The organism is Salinibacter sp. (assembly GCF_042218895.1).
Classification (GTDB): domain Bacteria; phylum Bacteroidota; class Rhodothermia; order Rhodothermales; family Salinibacteraceae; genus Salinibacter.
Map to the genome: position 1 here is coordinate 1 of NZ_JBDGQQ010000067.1, position 19,603 is coordinate 19,603.

A 19,603-nucleotide genomic window follows, 5' to 3' on the forward strand; every position below is an offset into this window, starting at 1 on the left:
CGTCCGTCGACGCGCCCCACGCCGATGCCACTCTCGTGGCGCGCTACTACATGCAGCGCTACGCCGAGCACTGGGCCTTCATCCCGGGGGCCCGAGAGACGTTCGAGGCCGTGGCTGAACGGTACCCGGTGGGCGTGATGACGAACGGCTTCGCGGAGGTGCAGCAGCAGAAGCTCGAACAGTTTCCGGTGCTCCGCGAACGCGCCGAGGCTGTGGTCCTGTGCGAGGACGCCGGCGTACTCAAGCCCAATCCTCGTGCATTTGACCACGCCACCGAGGCGGCTGGGGTGAAGCACCGAGACGTGCTCTACGTGGGCGACTCGTACCGGTCCGACGTGCAGGGCGCCCAGCCGGTGGGGTGGCGGGTGGCCTGGTATGCGCGGCACGGGACGAACGGCCAGTCCACGAACGACCGCAGCTTCTCCTTTTCCGACTGGGCCACGTTGCGGGAGCGGCTCTCCGTGTCGCAGTGAGGGGGCTAGCCGAGGAGCCCCTGCATTTCCCGAAGAAACGAGGTGACGGCCCTCGGGTAGTCGAGCAGCGCTGTAAGCAGAATGCCGGTGAGCGCGCCCCCCAAGTGCGCTTCGTGGGCGATTCCACCGCGAGTGCCAGGTTCGCGCCCTTGAATCGCGTAGAGGGACACGACAACGTACAGGACGGCGAAGAGCAGGGCAGGCATCGGAATGATGAACATGACCCCGAGCATGGCGAGGGGGCGGTAGAGACAAAACCCGAAGAGAACGCCGCTGATGGCCCCGGAGGCCCCCACGGCGGCGTAGTCTGGATCGTCGCGATGAACCGCAAACGTGAGGGCGTGGGCGGCCAGTTCGGCCCCAAAGTACAGCACGAGGAAGGCCCCGGCCCCGAGAAAAGTCTCCAGCCACGGGCCGAAGAAGTATAGCGTGATCATGTTCACGAACAGGTGCGCTCCACTCCCATGCACGAAGCCGGCCGTGAGAAAGCGGTAGTACTCCCTATTCTCGCGGGTCCGATGAGGACGAAACGACAGTTCGCGAATGAGGGACGGATCGGTGAAGGCATAGAGGCTCACGCCCACGTTGGAAAGGAGCAGCGCGAGCGTGATGGGAGACTGGAGGAGTCGCTCCATTCAGTTTGGGCGTAGGTGAGTGGAGAAGGGGAGGAGCGTGGAGGAGCGGATGGGATTGCTCCGCACAGGGGGAGTTCAAAGGAGACGTGGCTTTCCCCGATGGAGCAGGCTCGCACTTCAAGTCCTGCCTCACGCTGCGACGGCTGAGACGTGGCTGAGGAGCGACTCGAAGACAAGTCGCCCGTCGTCCCCGCCGAGCAGCGGTTCCACGCAGCGTTCCGGGTGGGGCATAAGGCCGCACACGTTGCCCGCCTCGTTGACGATCCCGGCGATGCCGTGCACCGAGCCGTTTGGGTTGGCGTCATCGGTCACGGCGCCCTCCGGCGTGCTGTAGCGGAAGAGCACCTGGTCGTTGCGCTCGATGCGGTTGAGCACCTTGTCGTCGGCATAGTAGCGGCCCTCGCCGTGCGAGAGGGGGATGGTCACGACCTTGCCCTCCGTCAGGGCGTTCGTAAACGGCGTCTCCGCGTTCTCGACGCGCAGCGTGGTGTCCGTGCAGATAAAGCGGAGCGACTCGTTGCGCATGAGCGTGCCGGGGAGCAGGCCCGCCTCACAGAGGATCTGAAAGCCGTTGCAGATTCCAAACACGAGCCCTCCCTCCTCGGCAAACCGCACCACGTCCTGCATGATGGGCGAAAAGCGGGCGATGGCGCCGGAGCGCAGGTAGTCGCCGTACGAGAAGCCGCCCGGCACGATCACCACGTCCACGTCGCCAAGTTCCTCCTCCTCGTGCCAGATGAACCGCGCCTCCTGGTCGAACACGTGCGCGGCGGCGTGGTGAGCATCATGATCGCAGTTCGATCCGGGAAAGACGACAACACCGAAACGAACGGGCATGAGAGTGCAGGGCGAGTGGAAAAATGAGACGACGAGTGGATCCCCGGTGCCTGTCGTGCGACCTGTGGATTGCTGGGTATTGCGTATTCGTACTGCGTAAGGCAGAGGGTCGTGCAAAGTGCGCACTGCGCAACACGCAATACCGACCCCTACGCGTTTACGTAATCGAGCCAGGCGCTGCCCTCCACGTAATCCTCCACGACGTCGGTTAGTTCGTGGTTGCGGTACGCCGTGACGCGGCCCTCTACGTCCTTGCGAAAGACCTGGAGGCAATTGGAGATCAGGTCACTCCGGAAGCCCCGATCTCCCAGCTCAATCGTCAGCTCCATCGAGATGACGCGGCCCAGGATGCGGCCAAGCTCCACGAGCTTCCGCTGCGGAATCGAGAGGTCCACCTCGAAATCGAGCGTGTCCTCGAAGTAGTCGGCCGCCCGGTGGGTCATCTCGTAGTCCGAGAGGAAGGTATGCAGGTTTTTCTCCTTCAGATCTCGCATCGACTTGAGCACCGACTCCGAGATCTGCTGATAGAGCACGTCGTTCGACCCCTCAAAAATCTGGAACGGACGGCTGTCGACCACCGAGCGGCCCGCCACATGGTCGAGCTGGTATCCGGTCCCGCCGGTGAGCTGCAGCAGCGACTGCGATGCGTTCTGCATCAGGTCGGTGACGACCGTCTTGATGGCATTGGCCGAGAGGGCCTCCCCGGCAAGGTTGTTATCGGTGTGGGCGTGCTCGCTGGTGTGCAGGCACATGGCCGAGCAGGCCGTGTAGGCGGCCTGCAGGTTCGCGAGGCGACGGCGGACCTGATCGTACTCGATCAACGGCTTGCCCCCTACGAACCGCTCTCGGCAGTGCTCCAGCCCTTCGTCGAGGATGCGCTGGAGGAACCCCATACCCATGCCCGGAAACTCGATCCGGCTCCGGTGCAGAATGTCGAGCATCATCTTGATGCCCGTGCTCTCCGGCTGAAGGCGGTGCGCCTCGGGCACCTGAATGTCGACGCGGTTGCGCCCGTACGGAATCATGTAGAGGCCGAGGTTCTCGTAGAACTCCTCCACCTCGATCATCTGCTCGGGCTGGTTCATGTCGGCGACGAAAAAGTCGATGTCCCGGTCCAGGTCCCCGTTCGCCCCCTGCCGCCGGGCGGCCACCAGCCAGAAGTCGGCCCAGCCCGTAAGGCCGGCCCAGTGCTTGGTGCCTTCGAGGTGGTACGAGCCGTCCTCCTTCGTGTAGGAGGTCTGCATGTTGAGGGCATCGGTCCCGTAGTCGGGCTCCGTAATCATGAGCCCGCCCAGGTTCTTCTCCTCGATGAAGCGCTCGAAGATGGGGCCCTTGATGGCCTGGTTCCCGTACTTTGTGAGGGGTTGCAGGAAGAGGGCCCCATTGATCCCGAGCGTGAGCGAGAGCGCAAGGGACTCGTACGAGGCCGCCGCGAGGATGGACTGGCACTCGTGCACGTGTCCTCCCCGTCCGCCGTACTCCTCGGGGATAAAGACCGAGAGGGGCGTGACCGACTGAATCTCCCGCATCATGAACGGCGGCAGGCCCCGACTGGTGCTGACCTCGTCGAAGTCGCCCCGCATCGAAAAGACCTTGTGCAGCTTTTTGCTAAAGGTGTCTCGGAACGTCTCGAACTCGACGGAGGTCCCAATTTCTTCGGAGAGGTACGAAGCTATGCTCATTAGTTTGGAATGTCTCAAATAGTCCGATGAGCCCAGTGGGGGTTGTACTATCCGTGTGTTTTTGCCAACACACACTTACCCGAACACGAGCGTACAGGAAAAGATTGACGGTGGCAAGGGAATCTGCAAACGAAGCTGCAACAAATCGCCGTAGCGACCCGCCACGCTCCCGCCCAAACATAGTTTCGGCGAGTCGGGAAAAGATCCGGGAACCTCAGAAACAGAGCATCAAAAGAAAAAGAGCAAAAAGAAACAAAGGTGCCGAAAGCAAAAAAGGAGGAAGGCCGGAGACCCGGCACTTCCTCCTTCTGAAACCCCCGCGACGCTGAGCATAGGCGTCCTAAAAGGGAAGCTCGTCGTCGGGTTCGAACGTCTCCTCCTCGTCCGACTGCTCTGACTGGGAACTGGAACCAGCGGGCTGTTGCTGGGAAGGACGCTGATCGAAGTCCTCGTCCTGGTATCCCCGTTCTTGGCTGAAACCCTCCTCGTCCGGTGCGCCCTGGCGGTTGCCGTCGAGGAACATCATCTCCTGAGCCTTCACCTCCGTCGTGTACCGCGTATTTCCGTCCTGGTCCTCCCAGGAGCGCGTCTGCAGGGAGCCTTCGAAGTACACTTGAGACCCCTTCTGCAGGTATTCGTTGCAGACTTCGCCGAGCCGCCCCCAGGCCACAACGTTGTGCCACTCGGTCCTGTCGACCTCGTTACCGTCACGGTCCGTGTACGACTCATTCGTGGCCAGCCGCATGTTGCAGACGGCCGTGCCGCTGCCTGTGTACCGGAGTTCGGGTTCTTGTCCGAGATTGCCGATGAGGATTGCCTTGTTGACTCCGCGTGCCATAATGAATCACCTATGTGCTGTTTCGAAGATCAATGAGAGCCAGAACCCCTTCGCGCATGTCTACATGTCACATACGGTGAATTGCCCAATAGTGTCCCGGTAGTGTCCCGAAACGGGTACGATGACGATGTGAGGGGCTGCGGTCGGGGGAAGAAATAGCTCGCGTGCCCCCTAGACACATGAGAGGGGAAAAACATAACGTGCCTACGAGATCGCAGTGGGGACGAAAACCGCGAGAGGGACCCCTGGCCCGAAAAGGCATGCGTGAAGCATCTCCACAAAAAAAGCCGGGCAGACGCGCTCACCCAAAGACGCGTCTGCCCGGCAATGGAGGCCTCCTGAAGAATGCAGGCCTCGGGACAACGGGGGTCTTGCGCTCGACCCTCATCGCGTCAGTTAAGGCAAGCAATGCCCGTGCCAACGGGATTCGACCGGCAACTGCGGCGCTACGACCCGATACGCAGACGGTAGGATCGTGCGCTTCCCCACACAGTTGTGCGGCCTACTGGACAGGCAGAGGAATCGAACAACTACGCGCCGGACGAGGGCTCCAGGTGGGCCTCTTCAGAAAGTTCCGCCAGGAACTTGAGCGTGAGCTCGTTGAACGTATCCGGGTGTTCGATCATCGGGGCGTGACCGCACTCATCGATAAACTCGAGACGCGCATTCGGCATTCGACTGCGGAACTCCTCGGCCACTTCGGGCGGCGTGATGATGTCATTGCGCCCCCACACCAGAAGCGAAGGCATGTCCAACTTCGAGAGCTGCTCTGTAACGGTCTCCTCGTCGGCCGAACGGGCGATTTTCAGCAACCGGAAGGCACGCGGACGGTCATTTACGATCTCCACCATCTCGTCGACAAGCTCCTCGGTCGCGTGGGCCGGGTCATGGAAGGTCATTTCGGTCCGTTCCCGAATGAAGTCGCGGTCTTGTCGGCGGAAGAACGTGGACCCCATCGTGGTCTCGTAGACCCCGGAGGACCCGGACAGAATGAGGGCGTGGATGTCTCCTGCGTGGTTCAGCGCGTGAAGCAGTGCGATGTGCCCGCCAAGCGAGTTGCCCACGAGTATTGTCGTATCGAACCCGAGGGTATCCACGAAATCGCGAACGTGCTCGGTAAGACGGGGAACGCCTGTTTCCGACAGGGGAAAATCGTACACGGGCAGGATGGGTGCCAGTACGCGATACCCTCCCTCCGATAGGGCCTCGATGGTGTCGACCCAGTTGCTCAGATCTCCCAGCATGCCGTGCAGGAGCACAATCGGGGGGAGAGGGGCGTCGGTGGGGCCTTCATCGTTGTACCGGAAGTCCCCTGTTTCATGAATGGGGAATGGGGTTTCGTGCATACGTGAACTCGTCGTGGGTGGGGCAGGGCGGCTTGGGGCAGCAGTCCTGAGGTCAGGGAATCAGTCAGTCGTAAAACCCTGCAGCCTCTGGAAGGAGATGGGCGAACCCGCTGATACAGAAAATCGACATTGAAGCGAGCGCGGCGGAATAGGGAGGAGGCAGGAAAACCACAGTGCAGCCGACATGCGAACGCGAAAGCCGTGTAGATTTCTCGTTTCCTGTTGCAAGAAACGCAGGGGATCGGTAATATTCAACGCATTAAGGCCTGAAAAGCTTGGCAGAATCCGCCGCAACTGTAGGGACCGACCTTCGGACCGGGCACGGGTGGGCTTGTGAACGGGAGGCCTCCTGACTTGCGGACCCAGCGGGTCCTCGCGACTCCCAAAATAGAAACTGGATCCTTTTCCTTCGGTTAGAGAGAAGCCATTCATCGTGAATTCCTTTCGTCCAGTGCCCTCGTTTGTTCATGAAGAACAAGTCACGAAAACGCGCCAAACGAGTTGGGATGTGTAGTGCCCTGGCAGGGGGAGCAGTTGGGTTTGCTCTGGGCATGCTATTCGCCCCAGAGCGGGGCCCCGATGCGCGCCGCCGCGTCTCCTATCAGCTTGAGCACCTCACGGACCGGGCAGAGAAGTTCTTCCGTCAACTCTTCCAGTCGGGCCCTAGCACCGGCGCGCACCGCGGCAGCGAGGCGGTCGTGGAAGACGCCGAGGCTCGTGCCGACCACATCCGTGACGACATCGACGCCCTCTTGGAGAAGCTCCGCCAGGCGTCCGAAACGACCAACGGAGCCAACTAGCCCCCCGCATCATACCCGTCGCCCGCACGTTCTCCACCTCTCCTCCCTCGATCCCGACTGATCAGCACGCTCCTGCATGCCAGACCTTACCGTTCTTCTCTCCCCAGCGGATCAGAAGCAGCCCGGGGGCAATCCCTTTGCCCCAGACATGTTCGACTACCGCACGTCGGGGACGTTCAACTACTTCGACGACCTCAACCCGGAGCGGCGTGAGCTCATTGACACGTTGCAGGAGACAATTGAGGAGAAGGACGAGGAGGCACTCGCGGACCTGTTCGGGCTTGAGGACTACGAGCTCGAGGAGGCCGTCCGGGTCAACAGGGAAATCTACGACGCCCCGCTCATGTCGGCCCTCGATCGGTACAGCCCAGGGGTGATGTACGCCGCCATGGACTTTGCAAATCTCCCGACCGGGGCCCAGCGCCGCCTCCTTGAGAACGGAGTCATTCTCTCGGGGCTGTTCGGGCTGCTACGCCCTGATGATCTTATCCCGAACTACCAGCTCGGGATGGGGGTCACGCTCCCGGACATCGGACCCGTCGCCGACTACTGGCGCCCCATCATCAGTCCCGTTCTCAACGAGGGGCTTGAGGGCCGGTGGGTCTGGGACCTGCTTCCAGAGGTCCACCGAAAGGCATGGACCGACGAGCACACGTACGAGGCCCGGGTCGAGGTGCGCTTCGAGCGCGTCGAGGACGGGGAGCGGGTTCCGATCACGGGGGAAGACCTAGAGGTTCAGCGCGGTCAGTTCGTCAACGTCATCGTGCAGGAGACGGCCGAAGAGATGGACGATCTTCGAGAGTGGGCCGAGGAGGAGTCAGACGAATTGGCGTTCGACGAGGAGGCCTCCACCTACGACGAAGAAACGAAAACCTGGACGGTCGTCATGGTCCAGGAGTAGCAGGGAGAGCGGCGCCCACAGACGTGGCCCCTTGCTCTTACGCTCTGAGGATGGGCCCTCGAGAAACTGGGTTGGTCCCTGACCGCCACCGAACGCTCGCCACCGTGCACGGCTCTCTATGTCCATGGACCTTCCGGTCGTCATCGGCATTGCTGGCGGCTCCGGCTCCGGTAAAACAACGGTCCTGAACCACATCATCCGGGAGCTCGGGGCCGATCCCATTGCCGTGCTCGACCATGATGCCTACTACCACGACCTCTCCCACCTCCCTCCCGAGAAGCGAGCACGATTCAACTTCGACCACCCCGATGCGCTGGAGACGGCGCTCATGCGGGAGCATCTTGATCGGTTGATCGAGGGCAAGGCCGTCGAAAAGCCCTTGTACGATTTCACGACCCACACGCGCCGTGAAGAGACCGAAACCGTCGAGCCGCGGCCCATCATCATCATTGAGGGCATCCTGGTGCTGGCCGAGTCGCTGCTGGAGGAGCGCATGGACATCAAGATCTACGTCGATGCGGCCGACGACATCCGGCTCATGCGCCGCATCCGCCGGGACATGCAGGAGCGGGGCCGCTCCATCGAGGGCATTCTGCGGCAATACGAGCGCACGGTGCGTCCCATGCACCTCGAATTCGTCGAGCCCTCGAAGCGGAAGGCGGACGTCATCATTCCGCGTGGGGGGCACAACCAGGTCGCCATCCAGATGGTGATGTCCCGAATCCAGGAGCTGCTGCGCGCCGGGGAGCACGAGGCACTTCGGTAGCACGTCGAGTCAGAGGCCCGTGGGAGAGGCGTGGAAGGGCCCGTTCCGGACCGTCGTTGGAGTGTTTCGCAGTGTTGCGTATTCGTATTGCGTGTCGCGCTCTATCCTGGCGCTCCATGCTGCCCATGCGCAATCCGGAGTACGTACTACCGAGCGTCTTCGTGACACAGATTGCCCGTCTCGCTACATCAGGCGTTCAGTGTCGTCAAGAGCTGTACGCCTCGCAGCACGAGGTGTGGGGCGTGGTGATCCACGCGGTCCAGACGGTCGGCGAGGAGGGCGCTCCAGCCTCCTGTGAGCACCCGCACGGGCGGGTCGGGGAGTGACTGGGCGAGGCGATCCGCCATGCCGCGGACGCTGTCGACGAGGCCCCACATGATGCCGCTCTGGAGGGCCGTCTGGGTGGACCGGCCCCCCGGCTCGTCGGGCAGGGTAAGCGGCACCTCCGGCAGCTGCGCTGTGCCTCTGCGGAGCGCCCCCCGCACGAGGGCCGGCCCCGCCCCAATGGCCCCGCCCCGGTACACGCCGTCTCGACGGATCACCTCGTAGTTCACGGCCGTCCCGGCGTCTACGACGAGCACACTCCGGAACTCGTCGCGCCCAAAGTGCACCCATCCCGCCGCGGCTGCTGCCAGACGGTCGGCGCCCAGCGTGTCGGGCGTCTCGTACGCTAGTTCGAACGGAAGTGGCATGGAGGGCCGAACACGGGTGACCGGGGCGCCGGTGAGGGCCGTGAGCGCGTCCGTCACGGCGCCGGCGGTGGTCGGCACCACGGAAGCCAGGCCCACCTGTTCGATGGAGGCGTCGGGGAGGTAGGGCGCCAGCGTGTCCTGCCAGGCCGCAGCCGTGGAGGATTCTTCGGCGTTGGCCGGTCCGTCGGGCACCGAGAACACGCGAACGAGCTCGTTGCCATCGAAGCACCCGCCCTTCACGGCACTGTTGCCAACATCGAGCGTGAGGAGCATGTGCGTGTGTACGGTTCTGGAGCAGTGAGTGCTCGCATGGGTGTGGGCGTGGGGGTGGGCGCTAAGCTCCTCCGAACGATGGCTGATCAGACAGGACCAACTGCTCGATCGGAAAGAGCGGCTGTCGAATATGTTCGGGGTCACTCGCTGAACGTTTGGTACACCCAGCGAGGCCCCCTCACGCATCGTGATTCACGGACTGTGTTGAGAAGTCACGTTGCCCGCCTGCACGGTCTGGGGGCCGTCTGGCGTGTGAAGCCGAAGGGCGCCGGTTTCGGTGATGCCCTGTACCGTGCCGGAGATCGTTCGGTCCGTGCCTGGGACGCGGAAGGTGGCGTGCTCGTGGAGGATGGGGAGCCGGTCGTGGAAGGCGCTCCGCACGCTCGCGTCGTCGCCGCTCTGGATGGTACCGTACTGGGCCTCTAGCCGCTCCAGAAGTCGGCTCAGGAGCGGAGCGCGCGGCACGGGACGTCCCGTCGTCAGCCGGAGCGAGGTGGCGGTGTCGGCGAGGGCCTCGGGGAAGTCGGTCTGGTTCACGTTGAGCCCTACGCCGAGCACGACGACGTCCGCAGCGTCGGCCCCGGAGATCGACGACTCCAAGAGCATCCCACACGTCTTGCGGCCCTCCAGGAGCACGTCGTTCGGCCACTTGAGGACAGCCCGGTACGGCGACACGAAATCGTCGACGGCCTCGGCCACGGCGACGCTCGCGGCCACGGTGATGAGGCCCAGGCGGTCTGCCCCAAGCGTGGGACGCAGGACCACCGAGAACATCAGGTTCTGCCCCTTCCGCGCGTTCCACGTACGCCCGTGCCGCCCTCGCCCGTCCGACTGGTATTCGGTGACCACCACGCTGCCCTCCGCGGCCCCGTTCTTCGCCCACTCAGCAGCCTCCGTGTTCGTTGAGCCCACCGTCTCGAAGCCGCGCATCTTGTGCCCGAACCGGTCGGTCGCGAGGCGGGCCTGCACGTCGTCGGTGAGGGAGAGAGACATGGAGTGGAAGGGGGCGTGGAGAAGAGGGGCGTCTGGGACGAGCGTACGACGACCCGCCCACCATTGCGTAATTCGTACCGCGCCTCGGCGTGTTCGGGACGTGCGGTGAGAGCGTCATTCTCGACGGTGGTCGCCCCGAGTCGGCTAGGGACGTTTGTATGCGTAGAAGGCCGATACGGTGCGAAACTGTCGGGGCGCCCGGAAGGGCACCTTGACGACGGCGCGGACCCGTGTCAAATGTGGGACCCAGACCCCGTCGGGGGCTGGCCGTAGACGAACGGTAAGCCGGCTGCTTTCGCGGAACAGAAGCACCCGGCTGGCCCGAACGGTGGTGAGCCCGACGAGCTCCCGGGACGCACGGTCGAGGGTGAGGCGGGCGTAGCGGACCGACTGCTCCGCCCCGCGCCCCTCTGACCGAGCCTTCGCCTCCACCACGTACGTCGGGGTGCCCCCAAGGAGGGAGTCCTGCCGGAGGGCATACCGGTAGGCCTCACGCGTCCGTGGGGCAAGGTAGGGCGGGTCGTCCGGCAGGGCCTGCGCCGCCAGGTCGGTAGGCCTCGACGTGCGTTGCTGAGCGGGCGTGATGCCCGAGAAGAGCCCCCCCGTCCGGAACGAGCCGGCCGAGTCGGCCCGCTGAACTGTACCGGCCTCCGCTCCCGCGGGGTACCGGAGCGTCAGCGTACGGTAGGCGGTGGTGCGGCCGATCGTGTCGAGCTGTTCCGTGTGGACGTGTCGCGTAACTCTGTACTCGTCGAGCCGGGCGAATGCCGAGTCGAACGCCGTCCGGTCCATCGATGTGAGGAGAGCAAGCACCGAATCCCGCGGGGCCTCCGTGGTGCGGATCGTATCGACGGTGCCGAATGGGGAATAGCTGGTTGCCCGGGAGGGACGGTCGGTACAGCCGGTACTCCCAAAGAGCGTTCCAGCAAGCAGCAGCGCCCCCGCAACGGCGTGTAAAAAACAAACGCGTTTGGAGGGGGGAGGCTGCATCACTACGTGCCGATTTATATGTTGGAAGCGGCTCGATCCGATACCGCTAGGAGGAAGCCGGGCGAAAGTTTCGGTCCGCGCAGCCAGCTTCGAGAAGTTTTCGGCTTGAACGGACGCCCTCTGTGCTCGAATGGACGTTCCCACACACGACTCGCCGTACGACAGTGCTCTCGAGGGGGCGGTGCAGGCAGCCCGCCGGGCCGCCGCCGTCATCCGCGAGCAGGCGGGCCCGCTCGAAGACGTGCGGGCCAAAGGGACAAACGACTTCGTCACGGAAACTGACGATCGGGCCCAAGAGGCCGTCATCGACACCCTCCACGAGGCATTCCCGGACGACGCCATCCTGGCGGAGGAGGGAGCTACTCCCGAGGCCCCCCCGGCCATCGCCGACGGACGCCGCTGGATTGTAGACCCGCTCGATGGCACGACGAACTTCATGCAGCGGGTGCCGCCCTACGCCGTCAGCATCGCGCTGCAAGAGAACGATGCCGTCGTGGCCGGGGTCGTGCTCGACGTGCCCCACAGTGAGCTCTTCACGGCCGTGGCGGGCCACGGACTGCGGGTGAACGGACGGCCGGCGGGCGTTAGCCAGACCGACACGTTCGGGAACGCTTTTCTCGCCACAGGCTTTCCCTATCGCCGCTTTGAACACACCGAGCGGTATCTGAGTGTGCTGGAGGGAATTCTCCGGGAAACTCGGGGGGTGCGCCGGCATGGGGCGGCCGCCGTCGACCTGGCCCGGCTGGCCTGTGGACGGTTCGATGGCTTCTTCGAGACCGGCCTGCGACCCTGGGACGTGGCGGCGGGCATCCTGCTCGTGCGGGAAGGCGGAGGACGAGCCACCGACTACGAAGGCACCGCCGGCCTCCCGCCCCTGTTCGACCGACAAGTGTGCGCCACCAACGGTCGGGTGCATGAGCATCTGCTTCGCCACCTGGCCGCGATGGACGACGTGCGCCTGTGAGCACGGGAGGCGTGAGAGCACAATGCGTGAAGCACTCCCGTTTTGGGGTTCACACGTTCACGCCACGTTTCACGAGTCACGCCCTCTGAACCATGCGCTTTGGGACACATCGGAACCCCCAGACCTTCGATCCTGCTCGCTACGCTTCTTCGAATTGACATCGCCACGCCAACAACATGGACGGTTACGACCTGCTCGACGGAAAGACGGGCATCATTTTCGGGGCTCTCAATGAGGACAGCATCGCCTGGTCGATTGCTCAGGCCTGTCATCGCGAGGGGGCAGACTTTGTCTTGTCGAATGCTCCGGTTGCCCGCCGTCTGGGGGCGCTCGATGAGCTCGCCGAGGAGACGGACAACCCCATCATCTGGGCGGACGCCACCGACGATGAGGAGCTGGCCGACCTCTTTGAGGAGGTGAAAGAGCAGTACGGGACGATCGACTTTATCGTCCACTCCATCGGCATGGGCGTGAATGTGCGCAAGGACGTGCCGTACGAAGACCTCAACTACAACTGGTACGAGCAGACGCTCGACGTGTCGGCGGTGAGCCTGCACCGCATCGTCCACCACGCGCTGGAGACGGAGACCATCGACGACGGGGGCTCCATCCTCGCGATGACCTACATCGGCGCCCAGCGCATCTTCTCGAAGTATTCGGAGATGGGCGACGCCAAGGCCCTGCTCGAGAGCATTGTGCGTTCCTACGGATACCGCCTCGGCAAGCGTGACATTCGCATCAATGCCATCTCGCAGAGCCCCACGAAGACCACCGCGGGAAGCGGGATCGAAGGCTTCGACGCTATGTACGAGTTTGCCGAGCGCGTCGCCCCCCTCGGCAACGCCAGCGCCGACGACTGTGCGGACTACGCCGTTACGCTCCTGAGCGACCTCACGCGCATGGTGACCATGCAGACGCTCTACCACGACGGGGGCTTCTCCAGCATGGGCATCTCCGACGAAATTGTGGAGGCCATGAAGGATTCGTTCGCGGACGACGAATAGCACTGGAGGAGGGCGCACCGACCGCTCGCCGTTCCGGCCGTCTACCCCACAATCCAAGATGATCGAGCTCTTCGTGACCGACATTGACGGGTGTCTGGGGCAGCCGTACGTGCCGTACGACCTGGACGGCCTGGCCACCCTCCGCCGTTACGCCGAGGCGGCGGGCCGCCCCGACGACTCCTCCAAGGCTCCAGCCCTGACAATCTGTTCCGGGCGCCCCTACCCGTACGTCGAGGCCCTCACGCAGGTGCTCGGAGTGTCCACGCCTGTTCTTTTCGAGAGCGGGGGCGGTCAGTTCGACCCTGTCTCGGCCCGCACGACCTGGAGTCCGCAGTGGACCGACGAGCAAGAGGCCGCACTGGAAGCTGTGCGGCACTGGTTTGTTACCGAGTGCATCCCGGGAACTGGGCTGATGCTCGACCGCGCCAAACACACACAGGCGGGGGTGATCACGCCCAATGAGGACGAGATCCCGCCCCTGCGTCCACGCGTCGAGCGGTTCGTCGAAGAGAACGCCCTGGGACTGCACGTCTTCACGACCGACAACTCGGTAGACGTGGTGCCGGAGGGGATCACGAAGCGCCACGGACTGGAATGGCTGGCCGATACGCTTGAATCGGAACTGGAGGAGATTGCCTATATCGGAGACACCGACGGGGACCTGTCGGCTCTCGAGGCTGTTGGCACCTCATTTGCCCCAGCTAATGCCCAGGAGGCCGTCCGGGCGCAGGTCGACCACGTCACCGAGAGTCCGGCCATCGAAGGCACGATTGAGGCGTACCGACACTGCCGGCGCCAGAACGAGCGCTGAATGACGCCCAGCCCCCTCCGTTCTCAAGTCCCAAGGAACGCACGTCATGGCCTTCATACACCGGCAGAGGCACACTGTACAATCATTCAGAGAACAATCATTCAGAGATGACGTCACGATGAGGGAATTGGTCCTTCGGGCAGTCGCGTGCATCACCGGTTGGGTGCTCCTCTTGACAGGGCTGGCGGGCGGAATACCGGCGGCCCCCGCGCAGGACAGCACATCTCTTGAGTCTCCGGTGGCAGCCTCCTCTACCCCGAAAGGCGCGGCGGAGTATGGGGCGTCCTCGACGGATCCCGACATGGCCTGGCGGAGCGATCCGCTCTTCTACGTGGCCGGAGACGCCGCGGTCCTCTACAATCGAAGCGACTCGACGGCGCCCGTGGCCCGGCTCTCGGTGCGTACGCCTGTACGCCGCCTCAAGTGCGAAGACAAGTGGTGTCGGGTCCGTACCGGTGAGGGACGAGAAGGCTTCATGCCGGCCTCGGCCCTCTCCAACGCCTGGGTCCGCGTGTCGAAGGAAAAGCGCCGCGTCTACCTGTATCGGGGCGCCAAACTCATCAAGACCTTCGAGGCGGACCTTGGCTACAATGCTTTTGCCGACAAAAAACGGAGGGGAGGGCCACGGAAGCGCGATCACTGGCGCACCCCCGAGGGCACCTTCCACGTCGTCCACAAGAATTCCGAGAGCCGATTTTACAAAGCCCTCGTGCTCAATTACCCTACGGTGAAAGATGCACGCCGAGGACTGAAGAAGGGGCTTATCTCTCAGTCACAGTACGAAGCGATTGAGCAGGCGCAGGAAGAGTTCCGGATTCCCCCCATGAATACAGATCTCGGTGGCTGGATCGAAATCCACGGGGACGGTACGGGAGACGCAACCACCTGGACGCATGGCTGCGTAGCCGTCCAAAACCGAGACATGGACGTGCTCTGGTCGGTGGTGGAAGAGGGAACGCCCGTCCTCATCGAATGAAGCGGGAGAACCGCATCCAGCAGGGGGAACGCGCCCGTTCCTCGGCGCTACATCGCAGCATAGATCCCATTCACCCAAACACACTCGCACTTATGTTTTCGACGCGCTGGATTGCTACGATCCTCACTGGCTTCTTTCTTGTGCTCGGGTGCTCGGGCGGGGGAAACCCGACGGCCCCGCCTTCCGGGTGGCAAATGGCAGAGACGCGCATGTGGAAGAAGGGGGTGGATACGTCGGAGGTATTCCGCAACCTTGAAGACTTGGATGCGATGGGCGTGACCGGGGGGGTCCAGAAGATCGCCCCAGGGTCCAACGTCTCGCAGGCGCAGTTCACCGCGGCAATCAAGCGGAGCCTCGTGAAGCTGTATCGGAACAACCCGACGGTTGTGGACTCCCTCTTCGAGAAATATGCCAAGCCAAAGGTCAAGAACGCCGATCTCAGCGGGGGGGTCCTGACAGATAAGGGGCAGCTCAAGCCCCAACTCCTCCAGGGCAACAAGAAAAAATCCTACGAGGCCATCACGGAGTACTTCCGCGAGCCGCAGCGTCAGGAAGCCCCCTCCAACATTGCGTATCCGGACTCCCTCCGCCGCGACGAGGAGGCAAGTGGAGAGGTGGAGCTTCAGGTTCACATCGACACGTCCGGGACCGTCGACGCCGTGGAGGCGATACGGAGCGTCCACCCGACCCTCGACGCCATTGCCATGAACGCCGCCACGAGGACGAGCTGGGAGCCGGCCTACGTGCTGGACGGTCAGGAGTGGAAGCCCGTTCAGTCGTGGGCGCGATTTTCGGTTCCGTTCCCAGCCCCCCGAAACTGAGCGGAGCCGCTCGCGTCCCTTGACGACCGGACGGCGTCCCCGGTGCAGAAGGCGGGAGCGTAGATCTCTACCCGACGAGGACCCCGGCGATCGTTGCTGTCGTCCACGAAGCGAGGGCCCCGCCGAGCACGGCCCGCAGGCCGAGCGCCGCAATCTCGCTCTTGCGCTCCGGCGCGATGCCCCCGATGCCCCCAATCTGGATGGCGATGGATGAGAAGTTGGCGAACCCGCACAGTGCGTAGGTGCCGATGATGACGGACCGCTGGCTCAAGGCCGACTTCATGTCGCGCAGTGAGGCATAGGCCACAAACTCGTTCACGGCCACCTTTTCCCCGAGAAGGGTGCCGAACCGAAGAATGTCGGCCGCTTCCACCCCCATTGCCCAGGCCAGGGGAGCAAACATGAAGCCGAACACTGCCTCCAGCGACAGCGCGTCGAAGCGCCCCCCGGACGCCTGGGCCACCAGCTCGTTCAGGTCGTAGAGCTCGACGCCGTAGACCACGGGGGCGCCGATCCACTTGAAGCCCGCGTTGATGGCGCCGATGAGGGCTAGGAAGGCCAGCAGCATGGCCCCCACGTTCAGGGCGAGCCGCAGGCCGTCGGACGCGCCGCTGGCGGCGGCCTCAATCACATTGTCCGCTTCCTCGGTGTCCTGGATCTTGGCCCCGCCAGCGGTCTCGGGCGTTTCGGTCTCTGGCACCAGGATCTTGGCCATCACAATGGCCGCGGGGGCGCTCATCACCGAGGCCGACAGCAAGTGCTTCGCGAAGAGCTGCCGGGACTCGGGCGAGTCGCCCCCCAAAAAGCCGATGTAGGCGGCGAGCACGCCCCCGGCGATCGTGGCCATGCCGCCCGTCATGAGCGTCATGATCTCGCTGCGGGTCATGTCCTCCACGTACGGCTTTACCGCCAGGGGCGCCTCGGTCTGCCCGATGAACACGTTGGCCGAGGCGGCCAGCGACTCGGCCCCCGAGATGCGCAGCGTCTTCTGCATCACCCAGCCCATGCCGTTCACCAGCGGCTGCACAATGCGCAAGTGGTAGAGCACCCCCATCAGCGAGGCGAAAAACACGATGGTGGGCAGCACCTGGAAGGCGAAGTTGTTGCCCTTTTTCGGATTGCCCAGCTCGCCGAAGATGAATTTCGAGCCCTCGTACGTAAATGACAGGAGCGTGTCGAAGAAGGTGGCGAGCGTGTCGAACACCATCTCCCCCGGGCCGGTCTTGAGCACGAGGACGGCAAACACAAGCTGGAGCCCAATCCCCGCGGCCACGAGGCGCCAGTTGATGGCCTTCCGGTTGGTAGAGAACAGCACGGCGATGCCGACGAACACGACGATTCCAATCAGGCCGCGGAGGACGGCAACAGGAAGGGACATGAGGACGAGTGGCGGATGTCGTCGAAATTAGTACAGCGGTGGTCCTCCCTCCAAGCCGAGCGTAAAGATAACGACTGCGGGCACGAACACAAGTCGCCCTCGACGTATGTGGTCAGAACGGTAACAAACACAACGAGGGCACCCGGCGAATGCCCGGTGCCCTCGGGAAGGGAAGGCTGAAGGGAGGCAGCTTCCTAGCGGCCCGAGCCAGACGACGAATCCATCCCGGACGACGTCCCCGTCGTGTCCGAAGGCGTCCACGTGTTGTTCGGGCGGTTCATGTCCGGCAGGATTCGCTTCGGATCGAGGACCACCTTCTGCAGCGAGTCCTTCGTCACGCGCAGCGTGCTGGTATCCTTTGTGTAGAAGGCCGCGGCGGGCACGCGGCGTTGCTCGGTCGAGCCATCGTTGTAGGTGAGACGTACTGTCATCGGCATCATCAACTCGTCGCGCTGCTCCACGGTCACCATCGTCGTGTCGCCGGTGGCAACGGAGTCGACGGCCTGGTCCATCGTATCCGTCTCGTAGAACCAGCTGCGCCAGAACCAGTCCAGGTCCTCGCCGCTCACGTCCTCCATGGTACGGAAGAAGTCGGCGGGCTTGGGGTGCTTGTAGGCCCATCGGTCGAAGTAGGCCTTGAAGGCCGAGTCGAAGCGCTCAGGCCCCAGTACGTGCTCGCGGAGAAGCATGAGGCCGTAACCCGGCTTGATGTATGCCAGAAAGCCGAGGGCGTCGTCCCGCACGCGGTCGGCGTACGTCATAATCGGCTGGTCACCGAAGGGGGAGCTCATCTGCTTCGTTACGTACTTCTTGAGGCCGGCCATCACCTTGCTGGGGGGCACGCGGCCCCGGCCGTAGTAGTCGAGCAACGAGTACTGGTTCATGAACGTGTTGAGCCCCTCATCCATCCAGGCCCAGCGCCGCTCGTCGGACCCGACGACCATTGGAAACCAGGCATGCCCGAACTCGTGGTCGGTGACCCGAAAGAGGGAGCGGCCCCGCTTGTTAACGCCGCAGAACACGATTTGCGGATATTCCATCCCCTCCACCCGCCCGGCCACGTTGATGGCGTTGGGGTAGGGATAGGGCGCCACGAAGTCGGAGTAGAACTCGATGGAGTGCTGTACGAATTTGGTAGATTGCTCCCAGCCCGGCTTCTTCTTGCTGCCGAGCCCCTCTCTCGGGTAGTAGGACTGCGCGAGCACCGTCTCGTCCCCGGTGGAGGCCTTCGCCGCATCCCAGATGAAGGCACCGGAGGCGGCCCACGCAAAGTCGCGCACCTTGTCGGCCGTGTAGCGCCAGGTGAGCGGACCGCTGCCGTCCGGGCGGGTGTCGGGGTCTCCCACTTCGGTGCTGTCAATGATCATCACGGTCTCGCGGCTATTGCGAGCCTCCGCCAGTCGATCCCGCTGCGTCTCGGTGAGCACCTCGCCGGGATTCTGGAGGCGGCCCGTGGCGGCGACAATCATGTTGCGCGGCACCGTGATGTTGACGTTGAAGGTGCCGTACTCCAGGTAGTACTCCCCCTGGCCCAGGTAGGGGAGCGGGTTCCAGCCGTGCACGTCGTCGTAGACGTACATGCGCGGGTACCACTGGGCGAACTGATATACGGTGCCCTGATCCACCTTGAGGCGCCCATGGCGATCGGCGCCGTACTTTGGCAGGGTGTACTCGAAGTCGAACGACAGTTGGAGGCTGTCGCCGGAGGCCAGCGGCTCACTGAGCGACACGCGCATCCGGGTCCCTGCGACTAGCGTGTCGGGCGTCGTCGTCTCCCCGTCCCGTCGAATGCGGAGATTGGACAGGTCGTAGCCCGCGCCCTCAAAGAAGCCACTGAACCGGGCGTCATCGGGCACGACCGCATTGCCCCGACTGCCGGGCTTAAAGTAGTTCTGCTCCAATTGGACCCAGAGCCGTTCCAGGGTCTCCGGGGCGTTGTTGGTGTAGGTGATCGTTTCGGTGCCGGTTACCCGGTTGGCGGCCGTGTCGAGCGACACGTCGATCTGGTAGTCGGCCGTTTGCTGCCAGTACTCCTCTCCCGGGGACCCGTCGGCGTCTCGGTACTCGTTCGGATCGGGGACGTCAATCGGTTCGAACGACTCCAGGTTGTGCTCGGGCACCTGCTGCGGTATGCCCTGGGCCGCAGCGTGACCAGGAATAAGCAAAGACAGTGTCAGGGCGCACAGCACGATCCCTGCAGCGGTGGGGAGTGTACGGGAGGTCATAGATGGGGACAGGTTGATGAGAATAGGACCACATTTTTCAAAATAACAAAGCTGGCTTCGAATTAGAACAAAGAGTGAGTTAAAGGGTGTCTGTACCGAATGCTAGGGGCCGCTGTGCCTCCTTCCTAGAACGGAAAAGTCACGATATGCATCCCGCAACGGACACTCACGTCCGGTCCCGGCGGTCGTTCAAACTGA

At 63.5% G+C, this 19,603-nt stretch carries 19 protein-coding genes; 9 read left to right on the forward strand and 10 right to left on the reverse strand.

The window, feature by feature from the left end; genetic code table 11:
• Positions 1-473, forward strand: a 473-nt coding sequence (locus ABEL04_RS06745) for an HAD-IA family hydrolase (protein ID WP_375801622.1), incomplete at its 5' end; no start/stop codon positions are given.
• A gap of 5 nt (positions 474-478) precedes the next feature.
• Here ABEL04_RS06745 and ABEL04_RS06750 read toward each other — a convergent pair.
• From ABEL04_RS06750 to ABEL04_RS06770, 5 genes are all read right to left on the reverse strand, one after another.
• A complete protein-coding gene (locus tag ABEL04_RS06750; protein WP_375801623.1) occupies positions 479-1,108 on the reverse strand; it encodes a rhomboid family intramembrane serine protease in 630 nt (209 codons plus the stop codon).
• Between the two features lie 129 nt (positions 1,109-1,237).
• Entirely contained in the window at positions 1,238-1,945 is a 708-nt protein-coding gene (gene purQ, locus ABEL04_RS06755; RefSeq protein ID WP_375801624.1) for a phosphoribosylformylglycinamidine synthase subunit PurQ, read from the reverse strand.
• A 149-nt stretch (positions 1,946-2,094) separates the two neighbouring features.
• Positions 2,095-3,627: an acyl-CoA dehydrogenase family protein gene (locus ABEL04_RS06760; protein ID WP_375801625.1), complete on the reverse strand. Its 1,533-nt coding sequence runs from the start codon at positions 3,625-3,627 to the stop codon at positions 2,095-2,097.
• 340 nt (positions 3,628-3,967) lie between these two features.
• Positions 3,968-4,465 (reverse strand): single-stranded DNA-binding protein, encoded by a 498-nt coding sequence (locus ABEL04_RS06765; protein ID WP_375801626.1) that lies wholly within the window; start codon positions 4,463-4,465, stop codon positions 3,968-3,970.
• Between the two features lie 530 nt (positions 4,466-4,995).
• A complete protein-coding gene (locus ABEL04_RS06770) occupies positions 4,996-5,811 on the reverse strand; it encodes an alpha/beta fold hydrolase (protein ID WP_375801627.1) in 816 nt (271 codons plus the stop codon).
• A 506-nt stretch (positions 5,812-6,317) separates the two neighbouring features.
• Between ABEL04_RS06770 and ABEL04_RS06775 the strand changes: the two genes are divergently transcribed.
• The 3 genes from ABEL04_RS06775 (at position 6,318) to udk (ending at position 8,278) form a co-directional block, all read left to right on the forward strand.
• Complete coding sequence (locus ABEL04_RS06775) at positions 6,318-6,611, forward strand: YtxH domain-containing protein (RefSeq protein ID WP_375801628.1); 294 nt, start codon at positions 6,318-6,320, stop codon at positions 6,609-6,611.
• 76 nt (positions 6,612-6,687) lie between these two features.
• Positions 6,688-7,512: a YaaA family protein gene (locus ABEL04_RS06780; RefSeq protein WP_375801629.1), complete on the forward strand. Its 825-nt coding sequence runs from the start codon at positions 6,688-6,690 to the stop codon at positions 7,510-7,512.
• A gap of 124 nt (positions 7,513-7,636) precedes the next feature.
• Complete coding sequence (udk, locus tag ABEL04_RS06785; RefSeq protein ID WP_375801640.1) at positions 7,637-8,278, forward strand: uridine kinase; 642 nt, start codon at positions 7,637-7,639, stop codon at positions 8,276-8,278.
• A gap of 188 nt (positions 8,279-8,466) precedes the next feature.
• Here the strand turns inward: udk and ABEL04_RS06790 are convergent, their stop codons facing one another.
• From ABEL04_RS06790 to ABEL04_RS06800, 3 genes are all read right to left on the reverse strand, one after another.
• Positions 8,467-9,243 carry a type III pantothenate kinase gene (locus ABEL04_RS06790; protein ID WP_375801630.1) on the reverse strand — a complete coding sequence of 259 codons (777 nt, stop codon included), beginning with the start codon at positions 9,241-9,243 and terminating at the stop codon, positions 8,467-8,469.
• A gap of 192 nt (positions 9,244-9,435) precedes the next feature.
• The gene (locus ABEL04_RS06795) at positions 9,436-10,236 is read right to left on the reverse strand and encodes a biotin--[acetyl-CoA-carboxylase] ligase (RefSeq protein ID WP_375801631.1); all 801 of its coding nucleotides are present in this window, start codon (positions 10,234-10,236) and stop codon (positions 9,436-9,438) included.
• Positions 10,237-10,380: 144 nt separating this feature from the next.
• Positions 10,381-11,226 carry a hypothetical protein gene (locus ABEL04_RS06800; protein WP_375801632.1) on the reverse strand — a complete coding sequence of 282 codons (846 nt, stop codon included), beginning with the start codon at positions 11,224-11,226 and terminating at the stop codon, positions 10,381-10,383.
• Positions 11,227-11,356: 130 nt separating this feature from the next.
• Between ABEL04_RS06800 and ABEL04_RS06805 the strand changes: the two genes are divergently transcribed.
• The 5 genes from ABEL04_RS06805 to ABEL04_RS06825 all read left to right on the forward strand — a co-directional run bounded on the left by ABEL04_RS06805 (position 11,357) and on the right by ABEL04_RS06825 (position 15,802).
• A complete protein-coding gene (locus ABEL04_RS06805; RefSeq protein ID WP_375801633.1) occupies positions 11,357-12,190 on the forward strand; it encodes an inositol monophosphatase family protein in 834 nt (277 codons plus the stop codon).
• A 176-nt stretch (positions 12,191-12,366) separates the two neighbouring features.
• Positions 12,367-13,194 carry an enoyl-ACP reductase gene (locus ABEL04_RS06810; protein ID WP_375801634.1) on the forward strand — a complete coding sequence of 276 codons (828 nt, stop codon included), beginning with the start codon at positions 12,367-12,369 and terminating at the stop codon, positions 13,192-13,194.
• Between the two features lie 58 nt (positions 13,195-13,252).
• Positions 13,253-14,005 (forward strand): HAD family hydrolase, encoded by a 753-nt coding sequence (locus ABEL04_RS06815; RefSeq protein ID WP_375801635.1) that lies wholly within the window; start codon positions 13,253-13,255, stop codon positions 14,003-14,005.
• Positions 14,006-14,123: 118 nt separating this feature from the next.
• Entirely contained in the window at positions 14,124-14,981 is an 858-nt protein-coding gene (locus ABEL04_RS06820) for a L,D-transpeptidase family protein (protein ID WP_375801636.1), read from the forward strand.
• 92 nt (positions 14,982-15,073) lie between these two features.
• On the forward strand, positions 15,074-15,802 hold the full coding sequence (locus ABEL04_RS06825) for a TonB family protein (RefSeq protein WP_375801637.1): 729 nt from the start codon (positions 15,074-15,076) through the stop codon (positions 15,800-15,802).
• Positions 15,803-15,869: 67 nt separating this feature from the next.
• On the opposite strand, the gene ABEL04_RS06830 is transcribed toward ABEL04_RS06825, so the two are convergent.
• Positions 15,870-17,180, reverse strand: a complete 1,311-nt coding sequence (locus tag ABEL04_RS06830; RefSeq protein WP_375801638.1) for a NupC/NupG family nucleoside CNT transporter — start codon at positions 17,178-17,180, stop codon at positions 15,870-15,872.
• Positions 17,181-17,374: 194 nt separating this feature from the next.
• Positions 17,375-19,405 carry a M1 family metallopeptidase gene (locus ABEL04_RS06835; RefSeq protein WP_375801639.1) on the reverse strand — a complete coding sequence of 677 codons (2,031 nt, stop codon included), beginning with the start codon at positions 19,403-19,405 and terminating at the stop codon, positions 17,375-17,377.
• Between the last annotated feature and the right edge of the window lie 198 nt (positions 19,406-19,603).

Bases quoted from the DNA above. Each gene is read 5' to 3' on its own strand.
- ABEL04_RS06780 (WP_375801629.1), top strand. From the start codon at position 6,688: ATGCCAGACCTTACCGTTCTTCTCTCCCCAGCGGATCAGAAGCAGCCC.
- ABEL04_RS06825 (WP_375801637.1), top strand. From the start codon at position 15,074: ATGTTTTCGACGCGCTGGATTGCTACGATCCTCACTGGCTTCTTTCTT.
- ABEL04_RS06830 (WP_375801638.1), bottom strand. From the start codon at position 17,180: ATGTCCCTTCCTGTTGCCGTCCTCCGCGGCCTGATTGGAATCGTCGTG.
- ABEL04_RS06795 (WP_375801631.1), bottom strand. From the start codon at position 10,236: ATGTCTCTCTCCCTCACCGACGACGTGCAGGCCCGCCTCGCGACCGAC.
- purQ (WP_375801624.1), bottom strand. From the start codon at position 1,945: ATGCCCGTTCGTTTCGGTGTTGTCGTCTTTCCCGGATCGAACTGCGAT.
- ABEL04_RS06805 (WP_375801633.1), top strand. From the start codon at position 11,357: ATGGACGTTCCCACACACGACTCGCCGTACGACAGTGCTCTCGAGGGG.
- udk (WP_375801640.1), top strand. From the start codon at position 7,637: ATGGACCTTCCGGTCGTCATCGGCATTGCTGGCGGCTCCGGCTCCGGT.
- ABEL04_RS06775 (WP_375801628.1), top strand. From the start codon at position 6,318: ATGTGTAGTGCCCTGGCAGGGGGAGCAGTTGGGTTTGCTCTGGGCATG.
- ABEL04_RS06815 (WP_375801635.1), top strand. From the start codon at position 13,253: ATGATCGAGCTCTTCGTGACCGACATTGACGGGTGTCTGGGGCAGCCG.
- ABEL04_RS06810 (WP_375801634.1), top strand. From the start codon at position 12,367: ATGGACGGTTACGACCTGCTCGACGGAAAGACGGGCATCATTTTCGGG.
- ABEL04_RS06835 (WP_375801639.1), bottom strand. From the start codon at position 19,405: ATGACCTCCCGTACACTCCCCACCGCTGCAGGGATCGTGCTGTGCGCC.
- ABEL04_RS06800 (WP_375801632.1), bottom strand. From the start codon at position 11,226: ATGCAGCCTCCCCCCTCCAAACGCGTTTGTTTTTTACACGCCGTTGCG.
- ABEL04_RS06770 (WP_375801627.1), bottom strand. From the start codon at position 5,811: ATGCACGAAACCCCATTCCCCATTCATGAAACAGGGGACTTCCGGTAC.
- ABEL04_RS06820 (WP_375801636.1), top strand. From the start codon at position 14,124: ATGAGGGAATTGGTCCTTCGGGCAGTCGCGTGCATCACCGGTTGGGTG.
- ABEL04_RS06765 (WP_375801626.1), bottom strand. From the start codon at position 4,465: ATGGCACGCGGAGTCAACAAGGCAATCCTCATCGGCAATCTCGGACAA.
- ABEL04_RS06750 (WP_375801623.1), bottom strand. From the start codon at position 1,108: ATGGAGCGACTCCTCCAGTCTCCCATCACGCTCGCGCTGCTCCTTTCC.
- ABEL04_RS06790 (WP_375801630.1), bottom strand. From the start codon at position 9,243: ATGCTCCTCACGCTCGATGTTGGCAACAGTGCCGTGAAGGGCGGGTGC.
- ABEL04_RS06760 (WP_375801625.1), bottom strand. From the start codon at position 3,627: ATGAGCATAGCTTCGTACCTCTCCGAAGAAATTGGGACCTCCGTCGAG.